The following is a 15,467-nucleotide window of genomic DNA, read 5'->3' as shown; positions in this document are numbered from 1 at the left end:
GGCGTACTAACAGCATTTGCGCCGCACCGCCAACCTCGCAGTGCCACCATATTGACGTGAAGGACGCACTCCGGTGACGACAGGGGTGTCCTGTCGCGCTTGCGGAGCCGAAGCCCGGGCAGCCGCGCGGTTCTGTGATTCCTGCGGGTCCCCACTGGTCGTCGACCAGCGAGCTGAGTACAAGCAGGTGACGGTGCTGTTCGCGGACCTCGTCCATTCGATGGACATTGCTGCCGCGGTGGGCGCGGAACGGCTACGTGAAATCATGACGGACCTGATCCGCGAAGCGTCCGCGGTCGTGCAGCGGTATGGCGGCACCGTGAGTCAGTTCACCGGCGATGGACTGATGGCGGTATTCGGTGCGCCGATCGCGCTGGAGGACCATGCATTTCGCGCCTGTCTTGCAGCACTTGACATCCAGCAGGGGGTACAGCATCTCGGCATGGTCGTAGAACCTCGCGATGGCATCGAGTTGAAGCTACGCATCGGGTTGAACTCAGGTGAGGTGATCGCCGGCGAAATGGGCTCCGGCCCAAACAGTTACACGACCATTGGCGAGCAGGTCGGTATGGCACAGCGGATGGAATCGGTGGCACCCGCGGGTGGAGTGATGCTCAGCGAGTCGACGGCAAGAATGGTCGGCGACGCTGTCACGCTCGGTGACCCGCAGAAGGTACGGATCAAGGGTGCCGACGCGCCGGTCGTGGCGCGCCGTCTGCTAGCGACGGGGCCGACCACGCAACGCCCCGCGCGTCAACTGTCGACGCTCGTCGGTCGCGGCTGGGAATTGACCAGTGTCAACGCGATGCTCGACCAGTCGATGAAGGGCAAGGGCCGCATCGTCGGTCTGGTGGGACCGCCGGGCATCGGTAAGAGTCGGATGGCGGGGGAGATCGCTTCGGTTGCGGTGGACCGCACCTGTCGCGTGTTTACGACTCGCTGCGAATCACACACAAGGGAGATCCCGTTTCACGCGGCCGCGGGCTTACTTCGCGATGTCTTCGCCATAAGCGGCCTCGACGCGGCCGCAGCGCGCGCCGTCGTGCGTGGCCGCATGCCAGCGGCGGACTCTGAAGATCTCGTCCTGCTCGACGACCTGCTCGGCATTCACCACGACGAAACCCCCTTGCCCGCTATCGAGCCCGATGCACGCGGTCGACGTCTCGCGGCTCTGCTGAATGCCGCGGCGGTCGATGGGAGCACGCCAGCTGTCTACGTCGTCGAGGACACCCACTGGATCGACTCCGTCAGTGAGGCGATGATCGCGCAGTTCGCCGCCGTCGTCCCACAGACGCGTGCGATGCTGCTCCTCACATATCGGCCCGAGTACGTCGGCGTGCTCAATCAGTTGCCGGGTGCGCATCGCATAGCGCTTGCGCCGCTGGACGATTCCGAGTCGGCGCAGCTGGCTGCCGAACTGTGCGGCCCAGATAGCACCGTAACGTCGCTGATCACGCAGATCGCTGCACGCGCCGCCGGCAACCCGTTTTTCGCGGAGGAAATGGTCCGCGATCTGGCTGAAAGAGGCGTGCTGGAAGGGGAACTCGGCGACTACGTCCTTCACGGCGACGCTGCCGAGGTTTCGGTTCCTGCGTCGCTGCAAGCCACCATCGCCGCGCGCATCGATCGTTTGCGACCCGCCGCGAAACGCACCTTGGCTGCTGCGTCGGTCATCGGTTCGCAGTTCGACACCGTCCTGTTGGAACACCTGGTGGACGACATCGACGTGGCCGAGCTGACCGCGGCAGAACTCATCGACCAGGTGACGTTTACGGCCAACAGTGAGTACATGTTCCGGCACCCGTTGATACGCACAGTCGCCTACGAATCACAGTTGAAGGCCGATCGAGCTCAATTGCACAGGCAGGTGGCAACGGTCATTGAAGCGCGCGATCCGGAGGCGCCCGACCCGAGCGCAGCACTCATCGCGCAACATCTCGAAGCGGCGGGTGACCTACGGGCGGCGTTCGACTGGCATATGCGGGCGGCCGCATGGGCGCAGTTTCGTGACTTCCGCGCGGCCCGCACCGGCTGGCAGCAGGCGCGCGAGGTTGCCGACCGGTTGCTTCCCGACGATCCCGAGAAACCCTTCCTGCAGATCGGCCCGCGAACGGCACTATGCGCCAGTACTTTCCGGTTCAGCGGCAGCGTCGAGGACACCGGGTTCGAGGAACTGCGTGCCCTCTGCGCGTCGGTCGGCGACAACCTGTCGTTGGCGCTCGGTATGGGGGGATTGCTGACGGCCCTGGTATTCCACAACCGATTGCGTGATGCCGCGCAGGTCGCGTCGGATTGCAGCGCCATGCTGGACTCGATCAGTGAGCCGGCGTTGACGCTCACACTGTGCGTCGCGGCGAGCAACGCGAAATGGCAGGCCGGTGAGGTGGTCGAAGCGCTGCGGTTGGCGCAGCGCGCCATCGACCTCGCCGAAGGCGATCTTACGAGGGACAGTGTGGTAATCGGCTCCCCGTTGACGATGGCGCTGGCGTTACGCGGAGGGAACCGGCTTGCCCTCGGAATCGACGGCTGGCGCGACGATCTTCATCGTGCAGCGCAGATGGCCATTTCGATCGACGTTACAACCCACGTCTCCGGCATTTTGCTCAAGTACGGCTACCCTGTGGTTAACGCGGCATCTCTGCCAGGCTCGACGGCGGCGGCGGAGACCGCCGAAGCGCTGACGCTCGCCGAGCGATGCGGTGATGACTCTGCGCTCGATATGGCGCGACTGGCTCGTGGCATCGCCTTGGTACACGGTGATGCGGCTCAGCGATCGGTTGGGCTGGAACTGCTGTCCAAGTATCGTGAGGCTTCCCTCAGGCATGGTTATGCGACGGACGCGGTTCGGTTCGCGAGCACCGAGTTCGCCAAGGAGAAGGCCCGTATCGGCGACATCGACGGCGCGGTGCAGATGGCGCGCAGCGCGGTCGACTTGTGCTTCGATTCGGGAGACATGACCTCGAGGGGGCCGGCGGTCGCAACTCTCGTCGAGTTGCTTCTGCGCCGCGGAGGACAAGTCGACCTCATGGAGGCGGGCAACGCGATGGAGCGTCTAGCCGCCGTCCCCGTCGACCCCGGTTTCGTCCTGCACGAATTGCCGTTGCTACGCATGCGCGCGTTGCTTGCGCGAGCGCACGGCGATGAAGGCGGCTACCGAGGGTTTGCCGACAGGTACCGGAATATGGCGAATGCCCTCGGTTTCGAAGGGCACACCGCTATTGCAGCGACGATGACCTAGCGATCGGACAGGGCGTGTTCGACGATGGGGCGGCGCCGATGAGGTTGGCGCTCACCACGTTTCGCGGCCACGTAGACCTGGGCAGTCTCGTCTGCAACGGTGTGCCAGGCGAAGGCCGCATTAAGGCGTTCCCGTGCGGCGACCGCCATGCGTTGCGCCCGATCGGGGTGATCGAGCACGGTGCGTACCGCCGCGGCCAGGCCGGCGATATCGCGCGGGGCGAACGACGTTCCGGTCTGACCGTCGATCACCGCCTCGCCCAGGCCGCCGACATCAGACGTCACCAATGGAATACCCGTCGCGGCCGCCTCGAGAGCAACGATGCCGAACGGTTCGTAGTGGCTGGGCAGCACGGCGGCGTCGGCGGTGTGCAACAGTCGCACGAGCTGCTCGTGATCGAGATGGCCGACGAACGTTGTGGCCTTGAGCACCTTGTGCTTTCGCGCCTGCTGGACGAGCCACGTCTGCTGCGTGCCGGTGCCCGCCACCGTCAACGTCGTACCGGGATGGGTGCGCCGGATGCGGGGCATCGCCGCGATCAGGTCGTGGATGCCCTTCTCGTATTCGAGGCGACCTACGAACACCAGGTGAGGCGGCCCGGTACGCGGACGCCGTTTTGCGAACGGCCAGCGCGCGGCATCGATTCCGTTGCGGATGACCCGGGTCTCGGCGAGACCCGGTCCGAACAGCTCGGTGATCTCGTCGCTCATCGATGCCGAACACGTGATCAGCGAGTCGGATTCGTGAACCAGCCACGACTCGACGGCGTGCACCTGTCGGCTGATCGCTCCCGAAACCCACCCCGAATGCCTACCCGCCTCGGTCGCGTGGATGGTGGATACCAGGGGGACGTCGAAGTATTCGGCCAGCGCGATCGCTGGATGCGCGACGAGCCAGTCGTGGGCGTGCACCACGTCGGGTCGCCATGGCTTGGCGCGGGGACCCTTGATCGCCAATCCGGTCCGGACCATCGCATGGCCCATTGCCAGCGTCCAGGCCATCATGTCGGTGCCGAAGTCGAACTCGTGCGGATCCTGGGCCGCGGCGACAACCCTTACGCCCTCGGCGATCTCGTCGGTCGACGGGTGCGTGCTGGGGTCCGTGCCGGACTGACGGCGGCTGAGTACCACGACCTCGTGGCCGGCCTCGGCGAGCGCCGTCGCGAGGTGATGCACGTGGCGTCCTAGTCCGCCGATGACCACGGGCGGGTATTCCCACGACACCATCAAAATCTTCACGGTCGTGGGAGTCTTCGTGCGTCGAGCGCACCGAACAGGCCGTCCGCCCGGTTCCATCCGTTGGCGAGTCGTTGTGCGTGCTCCTCGCGGCCCGACGCCATCGCGACGGCGATCTCGCGGGTGGCGTGGGCGTGCAGGTGCGCGCGATACCGCGCATAATCCGCGGCCGAGTCCTTGCTGACCATGAACGGCCAGTCGCTGGAGACTGTCAGCAGCGTTTCTCGCAGGATCTGGTCGGCGACGAAGTTGCGGGCCGGCGGGGTGTCGGTGTCACCGAGCGTCTTGTCCACTGTCGTCAGTGCGGTGTCGACGACTTCGCTGTTCAACTGGACGAGGTCAGCCACCTGCTCGCCGGCCCACACCTGCCAGTCCTTGCCGGAACCCCAAGAGCTTGGCGGCAATTCGACAGGGGAACCCACGAAACCGTCCGCGATGGCGTCGGACAGGGTGCCGACCCGAACCCCGGCCTCGGGCAGCGCCCGCAACACCCGCTCCAGCCAGACGGGCCCCTCGTACCACCAATGCCCGAACAACTCGGTGTCGAAAGCCGCGATCACGTGTGCGGGCCTGCCGATCCGCTCGCTCTCGTTGATGAGCCGCTGGCGCACATGCGAGACGAAGTCGGCTACATGACCGTCGACTGCGCTGTCCGCTCGGTCCGGGTCGTACGGCGCCTTCGCGTCGGAGTCGACGTTGCGGCCGGTGACGCGTGCCGGTTTCAGGCCCGTCGTGTGGTCGTAGGTGTGGAAGTCGCGGTACGCGGCGTGGCCGGGGTAGCCAGACTTCGGTGACCACACCCGATAGCTGACCTGCAGGTCACGTCCGAACGCCACCACATTCGACGAGGCGACCGGCCGGCCCAACGCGGTGTCCCCGTGCAGCGACGGCCCGTCGACCATGAAATGGCCGATACCCGCTGCGGCGTAGTCGATTTCCATCCCCGGCGCGTAGGCGCATTCCGGCGCCCAAATCCCGCCGGGCGTATGGGCGAACCGCTGATGGGCGTCGGCGAGTCCTTCCCTCAGGGCGAACTCGCGCAGTCGCGGGTTCAACAGCGGCTGGAACGGATGCGAGAGCGGTCCGCCGAGCAGTTCGATGGCCTCGGCATCGATGAGCTCGCGCAACAGCGGGCTGCCGCCATGCGCCCACAGTGTCGAGAAGTCGTCGAGTGCGCGCTCAGCCTCGGCCTGCTCGCGAACACCGAACTGCCGCAGCGGATCACCGAGCGTTGTTGCCTCGAGGGCGCGCAAGCCCCAGTTCGCCAGCCAGTGGTTCATCCCTGTCAGGCAGTAGGGGTCGTCGAGTTGTGCGGTGACGACCGGCGTCATGCCCAGGGTCACCAGGTGGCGACGGTCCTCGGCGGCGAGCCTGCGCAGGACACGCATCAGCGGGATGTAGGCCGCCGCCCACGATTGATAGAGCCACTCCTCGCCGACGGGCCAGCGTCCGTGATGGGCGAGCCAGGGCAGGTGGGTGTGGAGGACGAGCGTGAACTGCCCGGGCACCAGCTCCGAGCTGGTCATGGCCGCACCGCGATCGCAACCAGGTCGAGGCAGTCGTCGATATTGCGGTCGCCGTCCTCGGCGTCGACGAGGTCGAAGTCCGCCGTCGTCACCGAGGTGACGTCATCGAGCAGATCGGCGGGCCACGGCGCGTCCGCGAGCGCACGCGCGATCTGGGCGTCGATGATCGATCCACCATGGCGGCCGTCGAGCTCGAGCAGCCTCGGCCCGTGGAACACGCCCAGCATCGACTCCACCGAAAAGCCCTCACCGGAGACCAGTTCGGACAACTCGCTGGCATTGAGTTCCCGAGTGTGGAACGGGTTTATCGGGGTGTCGCGGCCGGGGGAGAAGGTGATCCGGTTCGGTGTCGACATCAACAGCACGCCGCCGGGGCGCAGCACACGCCGGCATTCCGCAACGAATTGCCCTTGATCCCAGAGATGTTCGATCACCTGAAAGTTGACCACCACATCCACCGCTGCGTCGGCAAGCGGGAGCTCAGCCAGGTTTCCCTGGCGGATGTCGACCCGCGGATAGCGGGCGCGGACGTGCGCGACAGCCGAGTCGTCGTAGTCCAGGCCGATGACAGTGTTCGCGACATCGGCGATCAGATCGGCGCCGTAGCCCTCGCCGCAGCCGGCTTCGAGAACGTCGCGATCCGCGCAAAGACTGGCCAGCCGTTCATAGACGACCTCATGGCGGCGGAACCAGTAGTTCTCCTCCGCGAGGCCCGGAACCGTGCGTTCGCCGGTCAAAGGCAGGTCCGGACCATCGGTGACGAATGCGCTCATTGGAAGGCAGGCTAACGTGAAACGGCTCACTGGCGAACTGTTCACCGCCTACGTGCTGCTAGAACACAAACTTCGACCAGCTATGGTGTTCCTGCGAACCACCAAAAGTTACCCGCGAGTAACATGATGGTGATTGCTTGAAACGTGGTATTGCGGGCCGGTCATCGGCCCCTTCGAGGAGGACGAACCAGACTCATGACGAACATCGTGGTCCTGATCAAGCAGGTCCCTGACACCTGGTCGGAGCGCAAGCTGTCCGACGGCGATTTCACCCTCGACCGTGAAGCGGCCGACGCCGTGCTCGACGAGATCAACGAGCGCGCCGTCGAGGAGGCGCTGCTGATCAAGGAGCGAGAAGGTGACGCGGGCGGAACTGTGACGGTGCTCACAGCCGGACCGGAGCGGGCGACCGAAGCGATTCGCAAGGCGCTGTCAATGGGCGCCGACAAGGCGGTGCACCTCGTCGACGAGGGCATGCACGGATCCGACATGGTCCAGACCGGGTGGGCCCTCGCCCGCGCGCTGGGCACGATCGAAGGCACGGAACTGGTCATCGCCGGTAATGAGGCCACCGACGGCGTCGGCGGCGCGGTGCCCGCGATCGTGGCCGAGTACCTGGGCCTGCCGCAGCTCACCCACCTGCGCAAGGTGGCCGTCGAGGGCGGCAAGGTCACCGGCGAGCGCGAAACCGACGACGGTGTCTTCACCGTCGAGGCGTCGCTGCCCGCTGTGGTCAGCGTGAACGAGAAGATCAACGAGCCGCGCTTCCCGTCCTTCAAGGGCATCATGGCCGCGAAGAAGAAGGAAGTCACGACGCTGACGCTGGCTGAGATCGGTGTCGAGGCCGATGAGGTGGGCGTCGCCAACGCCGGTACGAAGGTGAACTCGTCGACCCCGAAGCCGCCGAAGACCGCGGGCGAGAAGGTCACTGACGAAGGCGAAGGTGGCGCGAAGGTTGCCGAGTACCTCGTCGCTCAAAAGATCATCTGAGCAGAACATTCCGAATTTCCTCGCCGAATAGAACCCAGAAAGACATCGAAGACCAATGGCTGAAGTACTTGTGCTCGTCGAGCACGCTGAAGGTGCCCCGAAGAAGGTCACCGCCGAACTGATCACCGCCGCACGTAAATTGGGCGAGCCCGCCGCTGTTGTGGTCGGCAAGCCGGGCACGGCCGAAGGACTGACCGACGCTCTCAAGGCCGCCGGTGCGGCCAAGATCTATGTCGCCGAATCCGATGACGCCGACAACTACCTCATCACCCCGTACGTGGATGTGCTGGCCTCGCTCGTCGAGTCCGCCAGCCCGGCCGGTGTGGTGCTGGCCGCGTCCGCGGACGGCAAGGAGATCGGGGGCCGGCTGGCCGCGCGCATCGGCGCGGGTGTGCTGACCGACGTCGTGGAGGTCCAGGAGGGCGGCAAGGCCATCCACTCCATCTTCGGTGGCGCGTACACCGTCGAGGCCGAGTCCACCGGCGAACTGGCCGTCATCACCGTGCGCCCCGGTGCCATTGAGGCTGAACCCGCCGACGGCGCGGGCGAGGTCGTCAGCGTCGAGGTCCCGGCGCAGGCCGAGAACGCGACCAAGATCACCAAGCGCGAACCGGCCGTGGCCGGCGACCGCCCGGAGCTCACCGAGGCCACCGTCGTGGTGTCGGGCGGCCGTGGTGTCGGCAGCGCCGAGAACTTCAACGTGGTCGAGGAGTTGGCCGACTCGCTCGGCGCCGCGGTCGGCGCCTCGCGCGCCGCGGTCGACTCCGGCTACTACCCGGGCCAGTTCCAGGTGGGCCAGACCGGCAAGACCGTGTCCCCGCAGCTGTATATCGCATTGGGCATCTCGGGAGCGATCCAGCACCGCGCGGGTATGCAGACGTCCAAGACGATCATCGCGGTGAACAAGGACGAAGAGGCGCCGATCTTCGAGATCGCCGACCTCGGCATCGTCGGCGACCTGTTCAAGGTCGCGCCGCAGCTGACCGAGAAGGTCAAGGCTCGCAAGGGCTGATTCCGTAGCGCTCCGCGAAACCCCCGACGTGCTTTGCGCGTTCGGGGGTTTTTGCGTTCGCGTTCGACTACGGAATTTCAAGGGTTCGGCCGAAAGCGGGCGGTGCCAAGCTGGTCGTGTGACCGAATCCGCCAGCGAGTTGGCCAAAATCGTGCAGGAACGTCATTCGATCCGAATGTTCCTGCGCGACAGGCCGGTCCCGCGCGAGCTGCTCGACGAGGCGCTCGCGCTGGCGACACGGGCGCCCTCGAACTCCAACATTCAGCCCTGGCGGCTCTTCCTGGCGACGGGCCCGCGCCGAGACCGCCTCGTTGAAGCTCTGCTGGCGCAGGCGTCGACCGGATATCCCGCGACGGTGGGCCTGCCGGAGAGCTTCGCTCGCCTGCGCCGGGAGATCGGTGCCCTGGTGTACGGATCCATGGGCATCGAGCGAAACGACGGCGAGGGTCGCCGCATTGCGCAGCTGTGCAACTGGGAGTTCTTCCGCGCCCCGGTGGCGGGCGTGGTCTGCATGCACCGCGATCTGGGGCACGCCGACAGCCTCGCCGTCGGGATGTTCCTGCAGACACTGGTGCTCGCCCTCACCGAACGTGGCGTCGGAACGTGCCTGCAGGTGTCGGTCGCCCATTTTCCCGACGTACTGCGCGAGCAACTGGACATCCCGGACGATCTGCAGATCCTGTGCGGCCTCGCGGTGGGTTACGCCGACCCGGGGTTTCCCGCCAACCGGTTGCGGACGCCGCGCAACCCCGTCGGGGAGAGCGTCGTGTTTCTGGACAGCTGAGCTATTTCGGGTTGCCTCGTAAAAGTGTGTTCTTGCGCACAGATGCTCCCAACTCGTCACCTAGCGCTCACGGACGCGTCACGCGCCCGATGCCGTCCGGAGATGCAACCACGCGACCGTTCAGCCATGAGCAGAGCGTCTGTACTCATCGCCCCCGACGACACCGACACCCGCGCATCCGCCTCCGCAATGCCGCGCTACACCTTGTTGCTGTCCACCGACCCCGCGCTCATCGAATCCGCCCAGCGCCTCCGTCACGACGTGTTCACCTCCGAGCCCGGATTTGCGCTCATCGGAGACAGCCCGGAATTTCAGGCAGGCCTGGACACCGACGGCTTCGACGAGCACTGCGACCATCTGCTGGTTCGCGAGGACAACTCCGGCGAAATCGTCGGCTGTTACCGCATGCTCCCGCCGCCCGGCGCCATCGCCGCCGGAGGCCTTTACACCGCAACCGAATTCGACGTCCGGGGCCTCGATGCGCTGCGGCCCTCACTGGTCGAGATGGGCCGCGCCGTGGTTCGCGAGGATCACCGCAACGGCGGCGTCGTGCTGCTGATGTGGGCAGGCATCCTGGCCTACCTGGACCGCTGTGGCTACGACTACGTGGCCGGCTGCGTATCGGTACCGGTCGCGGGTGCTGAGTACACCGCGCCGGGCAGCCAGATCCGCGGCGTGCGCGATTTCGTCCGCCGCCGCCACGCCGCTCCCGCCGAATACACGGTGTATCCGTACCGGCCGGTGACGGTCGACGGTAAGGGCCTGGACGACATCGATGCGCCCGCGCGGGTGTCCATACCGGCGCTGATGCGCGGCTATCTGCGGCTCGGCGCGCAGGTTTGCGGCGATCCGGCCCACGACCCGGACTTCGGCGTCGGCGACTTCCCGGCCTTGCTGGACAAACGCCGGGCGGATATCCGGTATCTCAGACGCCTGAGATCGGTGGGTGCGGCGAGCGCGATGGCAGACGGGATGACGTCATGAGCGCCGACAGCCCCTGGCTGCCGCGCGCCACGTGCGACGCCAGCTGCGTAGCCGCGACAGAGGCGCCTGCAGGCCAGCGTGTGATCGTCGCGTGGCGCGTCGCGATACGTGCCACGTTCGCGTTCCTGCTTCTGACCGCCGTTCCGCTGCTCGCCATTCCGGTGCCGGGTCGCTCCCATGTGCAGCGAAGCTATTGCCGTCTGATGCTGCGCTGTTTGGGCGTGCGAATCACGGTGTCCGGCGGGCCGATTCGAAACCTGCAGGGCGTGCTGGTGGTCAGCGGCCATGTGTCGTGGGTCGACATCTTCGCGATCGGCTCCGTGCTGCCGGGTCGGTTCGTCGCCAAGTCCGAGATGATCAACTGGCCCGGGCTCGGGTTCCTGGCGCGGCTGATGAAGGTGATCCCGATCGACCGGGATAACCTGCGGCGCCTGCCCGACGTCGTTTCCATGATCGCCGTCCGGTTGCAGGCCGGACAGACGGTCGTCGCCTTTCCCGAGGGCACGACCTGGTGCGGCGTGGCGTACGGCCAGTTCCGGCCTGCGATGTTCCAGGCCGCCGTCGATGCGGGCAGGCCGGTTCAACCGCTGCGGCTGAGCTACCACGGTCGCGACGGCCAGCCGTCGACGATCGCCGCCTACGTCGGTGAAGACACGCTGCTCGCGTCCATCAAACGGCTCATCACCGCACAGCGCACCATCGTGCGGGTGCACGTCGAATCCCTGCAGTTGCCGGGCGCCGATCGCCGGGACCTGGCCAACCGCTGCGAATCGGCCGTGCGTGGGGACGTAACGCGTGTTGCACGCCGCGGACACGGTCACGCCTTGGTGGCCTGACCACGGGATCTGGTCGGCCGGTCAGAGGCCGCTACCATGGAACGGCTATGACCTCGCCAGATGATCCTCGCCCCAGCGGCGCGCTGCCGGTCTATCTGGATCACGCCGCCACCACCCCGATGCACCCCGGGGCCATCGAGGCGATGACGTCAGTCCTGGCGACCGTCGGTAACGCGTCGTCACTGCACGGCACCGGGCGGACCGCCCGCCGCCGCATGGAGGAGGCCCGCGAGACGCTCGCCAAGCTACTGGGCGCTCGGCCGTCCGAGGTGATCTTCACCGCCGGTGGAACCGAGAGTGACAACCTGGCGGTCAAGGGCATCTACTGGGCGCGGCGAGACAGCGACCCGCGCCGCCGGCGCATCATCACCACTCCGGTTGAGCACCACGCCGTGCTCGACGCCGTCGAGTGGCTCGTCGAACACGAAGGCGCCGACGTGACCTGGCTGCCCGTCGAGGCCGATGGATCGATATCACCGTCGGCGCTGCGGGATGCGTTGCGGGACCACGACGACGTGGCGCTGGTGACGGTCATGTGGGCAAACAACGAAGTCGGCACAATCATGCCGATCGCGAAACTGGCTGCGATCGCTGCCGAATTCGACATCCCGATGCACAGCGACGCCGTTCAGGCGGTGGGTCAGATACCGGTCGACTTTGCTGCTAGCGGACTGTCGGCGATGAGCATCGCCGGGCACAAATTCGGCGGGCCCACCGGTGTGGGGGCCTTGCTGTTGCGCCGCGACACGACCTGTGTGCCGTTGTTGCACGGCGGGGGACAAGAACGCGATGTGCGTTCGGGTACACCGGATGTCGCCGGAGCCGTCGCCATGGCCGCCGCAGCGCGGATCGCGGTAGAAGGCCTGGAAGCCAACAGCGTACGCGTCACCGAACTGCGCGACCGCCTGATCGACGGCGTGCTGTCGAGCATTGACGATGTGCACCTCAATGGTGCGACGGGCAGCGACCGCCTGCCCGGCAACACCCACTTCACATTCCGCGGCTGCGAAGGCGACTCGCTGCTGATGCTGTTGGATGCCAAAGGGGTTGAGTGCTCGACAGGTTCGGCGTGCACCGCCGGCGTCGCCCAACCCTCCCACGTGCTGATTGCGATGGGCGCCGACCCCGCCAGCGCTCGCGGCTCACTGCGACTGTCGTTGGGCCACACCAGCACTGAATCCGATGTCGAGGCCGCGCTGGCAGTCCTGCCCGCCGCGGTCGAGCGGGCGCGACAGGCGGCGCTGGCCAGTTTGGGAGCGGCCGACTAGTGCGGGTGCTCGTAGCGATGAGCGGCGGCGTGGACTCCTCGGTCGCAGCCGCCCGGATGGTCGACGCCGGACACGACGTGGTGGGCGTGCACCTTGCGCTGTCGTCGGCTCCCGGCACGTTGCGCACCGGATCGCGGGGCTGCTGCTCCAAGGAGGACGCCGGAGACGCCCGACGGGTCGCCGATGTGCTCGATATCCCGTTCTACGTCTGGGATTTCGCGGATCGATTCAAGGAAGACGTGGTCGACGACTTTGTGTCGTCCTACGCGCGTGGTGAGACGCCGAATCCGTGCGTGCGGTGCAATGAGCGAATCAAGTTCTCCGCGTTGGCGGCTCGTGCGCTCGCGCTGGGGTTCGACGCCGTGGCAACGGGTCATTACGCGCGGCTGTCGGGCGGACGGCTGCGTCGCGCCGTCGATGCCGACAAAGACCAGTCCTACGTCTTGGCGGTATTGACCGCCGAGCAGTTGCGCCACGCAGTGTTTCCCGTTGGTGACACCCCCAAGCCGCAGATTCGTGAGGAGGCTGCGAGCCGGGGACTCGCCGTTGCCGAAAAGCCGGACAGCCACGATATCTGCTTCATTCCCTCCGGAGACACGCGCGCATTTCTCGGCGCCCGAATCGGGGTCCGTCGCGGCACAGTCGTCGACTCCGGCGGAACGGTGCTCGCCGAGCACGACGGCGTGCACGGGTTCACCGTCGGCCAGCGCAAGGGCCTCGGCATCGCCGGACCCGGGGCCGACGGAAAGCCGCGATATGTCACCGGTATCGACGCCGAAACCGGCACGGTGTATGTCGGCAACGCCGCGGATCTCGACGTGTGGTCGCTGACCGGTGAACGGCCGGTGTTCCCATCGGGCGACGCCCCGACCGGCCCGATGGAATGCCAGGTGCAGGTGCGCGCGCACGGTGGGATCGGTGACGGCGTCGCCGAACTGCGCGACGGCCGCCTGGCCGTCGAGCTGCGCGCCCCGATTCGAGGCGTTGCAGCGGGGCAGACGATGGTCCTCTACCGCCCCGATCCCGACGGCGACGAAGTGCTGGGTAGCGCGACCATCACGCGCTGACGGCGATCACTCCGGCACATTCCCGAGGATGTTCGTCATCACGATGTCGGGCACCGAGCCGGGGAAGTGACAGAAGGTGACCTCCACCATCACCACCGATTTGACGCGGTAGTCCCGTCCGCAGGCCCCCGACCGCATCGTCAGGGTGTCTCTGCCGCTTGTCCATTCACCGACCAGCGCCGACCCCAAAGCGGTTGAGCCGCAAGCGTCGACTCGGCCGACGAGGCTATCGAAGGCGGCCCGGGCGCTCTCGGCGTCGCGATAGGCCGCCACGCCTTCTGAGATGAGGGCGCCGTCGGGGGGATTTTGGAACGTGGTCTTGTGGAACTCCTCCACGTCGGGGCCGAACGTCTGCGAGTCGGCGAACAGCCATTCACATTGCGGGGGAGCGCCTTTGACGAACGGTTCGACGTCGACAGGAATTTTGCCGTCCATGCTCGGGATGATCGAAAGGTCCTCGCCCGCCCCGGTGATCGCGCGCATCTGCGCTTGGTCGAGAACCACCGTCTCGACGTCGACCGGAGACAGCGAATCGTCGTCGAGACCGGGGACCGCCCGCACCGCGGATCCGGTGATCGACTGCGTGCACCCCGCAACCAGAAGGGCCGCCACACCCGAGACCAGAAACGACCTGGTCGCTTTGGGCATGACCAACCTCCCCTTCCTGATCGAGACTAGCCCCATCGAATACTGTTCACCGAGTGAGTGTTTTCGCCGCCGCCACCGGCATCGGATCATGGCCGGGCACATCGCCCCGCCAGGCCGCAGAAATCGTCGTCGGCGAATTGCACACCCTGCCGCATCTCGTTGAGCTGCCCGACCGCGGCGTTGGTGCAGACATCATCGGTCGGGCCGGTGCACTGCTGGTCGATATCGGGATCGACACCGTGCCGCGCGGTTACCGGATCGCCCCTGGCCGTAGCTCGGTGGTACGCCGCGCCGTCAGCCTGCTCAACGAGGACCTCGACGCGCTGGAGGAGGCGTGGGAGAACGCCGGTCTGCGGGGCGGCAACCGCATCGTCAAAATTCAAGCCCCGGGCCCCATCACATTGGCGGCGCAGCTTGAGCTTTCCGGTGGACATCGCGCCATCACCGACGCGGGCGCGGTGCGCGACCTGGCCGCCTCGCTAGGGGAGGGCGTGGCGCAGCATCGGGCCGAGGTCGCCAGACGGTTGGACACCACGGTGGTGGTGCAGTTCGACGAGCCGCTGTTGCCCGCAGCGCTGCTCGGCCGTCTCACCGGGGTGACCAGTCTGTCGCCCGTGCATCCGGTCGATGAACCCATCGCGATCGGGCTGATCGACGACTGCATCGCGACCACGGGCGCCGAGGTGGTGTTGCACAGTTGCGCTGCCGATCTGCCGTGGAAGCTGTTGCAGCGCAGCGCTGTCCATGCGGTCTCGGTCGATGCGTCCACACTCTCCGCTGGCGACCTCGACGGAATCGGTGAGTTCGTCGAAAGCGGACGCACCGTTCTGCTCGGGGCTGTGCCGTCGACCGCGCCCGCCGCACGCCCGACGATCGAAGAAATCGCCAGGGCAGCGGTCACCGTCACCGACCGACTCGGTTTCCCACGGTCGGTGCTGCGTGAGCGGATCGGCGCGACGCCCGCGTGCGGGCTGGCGGGGGCCACCCCGGAATGGGCCCGGATCGCCATCGAACTCGCGCAGAAGGCGGCCGATGCGTTCGCCGAGGATCCGGACGCGATCTAAGACAAGCAACTCAAAGGTTGCATGTCGACGCGGTCGTCGCTA

The 15,467-nt window shown here is 66.6% G+C and carries 13 protein-coding genes; 9 read left to right on the top strand and 4 right to left on the bottom strand.

Annotated elements, in window-relative coordinates; translation table 11 throughout:
* Positions 1-73: 73 nt before the first annotated feature.
* On the top strand, positions 74-3,238 hold the full coding sequence (locus M1248_RS04035) for an ATP-binding protein (RefSeq protein ID WP_317147602.1): 3,165 nt from the start codon (positions 74-76) through the stop codon (positions 3,236-3,238).
* On the opposite strand, the gene M1248_RS04030 is transcribed toward M1248_RS04035, so the two are convergent.
* Genes M1248_RS04030 through M1248_RS04020 form a run of 3 tightly spaced genes read right to left on the bottom strand, consistent with a single transcriptional unit; the run spans position 3,235 to position 6,772 of the window.
* Positions 3,235-4,476, bottom strand: coding sequence for a glycosyltransferase family 4 protein (locus M1248_RS04030; RefSeq protein ID WP_317147601.1), 1,242 nt, complete (start codon positions 4,474-4,476; stop codon positions 3,235-3,237). The two genes, M1248_RS04035 and M1248_RS04030, sit on opposite strands and share 4 nt — an antisense overlap.
* The gene (locus tag M1248_RS04025) at positions 4,473-5,999 is read right to left on the bottom strand and encodes a glycoside hydrolase family 57 protein (protein ID WP_317147600.1); all 1,527 of its coding nucleotides are present in this window, start codon (positions 5,997-5,999) and stop codon (positions 4,473-4,475) included. The genes M1248_RS04030 and M1248_RS04025 overlap by 4 nt, the downstream gene beginning before the upstream one ends.
* Positions 5,996-6,772: a class I SAM-dependent methyltransferase gene (locus tag M1248_RS04020; RefSeq protein WP_317147599.1), complete on the bottom strand. Its 777-nt coding sequence runs from the start codon at positions 6,770-6,772 to the stop codon at positions 5,996-5,998. The genes M1248_RS04025 and M1248_RS04020 overlap by 4 nt, the downstream gene beginning before the upstream one ends.
* Before the next feature lie 195 nt (positions 6,773-6,967).
* On the opposite strand from M1248_RS04020, the gene M1248_RS04015 reads away from it, so the two are divergent.
* From M1248_RS04015 to mnmA, 7 genes are all read left to right on the top strand, one after another.
* On the top strand, positions 6,968-7,762 hold the full coding sequence (locus M1248_RS04015) for an electron transfer flavoprotein subunit beta/FixA family protein (protein ID WP_163725684.1): 795 nt from the start codon (positions 6,968-6,970) through the stop codon (positions 7,760-7,762).
* Between the two features lie 55 nt (positions 7,763-7,817).
* Entirely contained in the window at positions 7,818-8,774 is a 957-nt protein-coding gene (locus M1248_RS04010; RefSeq protein WP_163725687.1) for an electron transfer flavoprotein subunit alpha/FixB family protein, read from the top strand.
* A gap of 118 nt (positions 8,775-8,892) precedes the next feature.
* Positions 8,893-9,558, top strand: a complete 666-nt coding sequence (locus M1248_RS04005; RefSeq protein WP_317147598.1) for a nitroreductase — start codon at positions 8,893-8,895, stop codon at positions 9,556-9,558.
* A gap of 126 nt (positions 9,559-9,684) precedes the next feature.
* Positions 9,685-10,542, top strand: coding sequence for a GNAT family N-acetyltransferase (locus tag M1248_RS04000; RefSeq protein ID WP_317147597.1), 858 nt, complete (start codon positions 9,685-9,687; stop codon positions 10,540-10,542).
* The gene (locus M1248_RS03995) at positions 10,539-11,378 is read left to right on the top strand and encodes a lysophospholipid acyltransferase family protein (protein ID WP_317147596.1); all 840 of its coding nucleotides are present in this window, start codon (positions 10,539-10,541) and stop codon (positions 11,376-11,378) included. The genes M1248_RS04000 and M1248_RS03995 overlap by 4 nt, the downstream gene beginning before the upstream one ends.
* A gap of 47 nt (positions 11,379-11,425) precedes the next feature.
* A complete protein-coding gene (locus M1248_RS03990) occupies positions 11,426-12,646 on the top strand; it encodes a cysteine desulfurase family protein (protein ID WP_163725695.1) in 1,221 nt (406 codons plus the stop codon).
* Positions 12,646-13,713 carry a tRNA 2-thiouridine(34) synthase MnmA gene (mnmA, locus tag M1248_RS03985; RefSeq protein ID WP_317147595.1) on the top strand — a complete coding sequence of 356 codons (1,068 nt, stop codon included), beginning with the start codon at positions 12,646-12,648 and terminating at the stop codon, positions 13,711-13,713. Before M1248_RS03990 ends, mnmA begins: the two co-directional genes overlap by 1 nt.
* Positions 13,714-13,719: 6 nt before the next feature.
* On the opposite strand, the gene M1248_RS03980 is transcribed toward mnmA, so the two are convergent.
* A complete protein-coding gene (locus M1248_RS03980) occupies positions 13,720-14,361 on the bottom strand; it encodes a sensor domain-containing protein (protein WP_317147594.1) in 642 nt (213 codons plus the stop codon).
* Between the two features lie 53 nt (positions 14,362-14,414).
* On the opposite strand from M1248_RS03980, the gene M1248_RS03975 reads away from it, so the two are divergent.
* On the top strand, positions 14,415-15,425 hold the full coding sequence (locus M1248_RS03975) for a methionine synthase (protein WP_317147593.1): 1,011 nt from the start codon (positions 14,415-14,417) through the stop codon (positions 15,423-15,425).
* Positions 15,426-15,467 lie beyond the last annotated feature (42 nt).

Source organism: Mycobacterium sp. 29Ha (assembly GCF_032883055.1).
Taxonomy (GTDB): domain Bacteria; phylum Actinomycetota; class Actinomycetes; order Mycobacteriales; family Mycobacteriaceae; genus Mycobacterium; species Mycobacterium gallinarum.
Note: the sequence above shows the minus strand (reverse complement) of the source record. Positions and strands in the feature narration are given on the sequence as shown.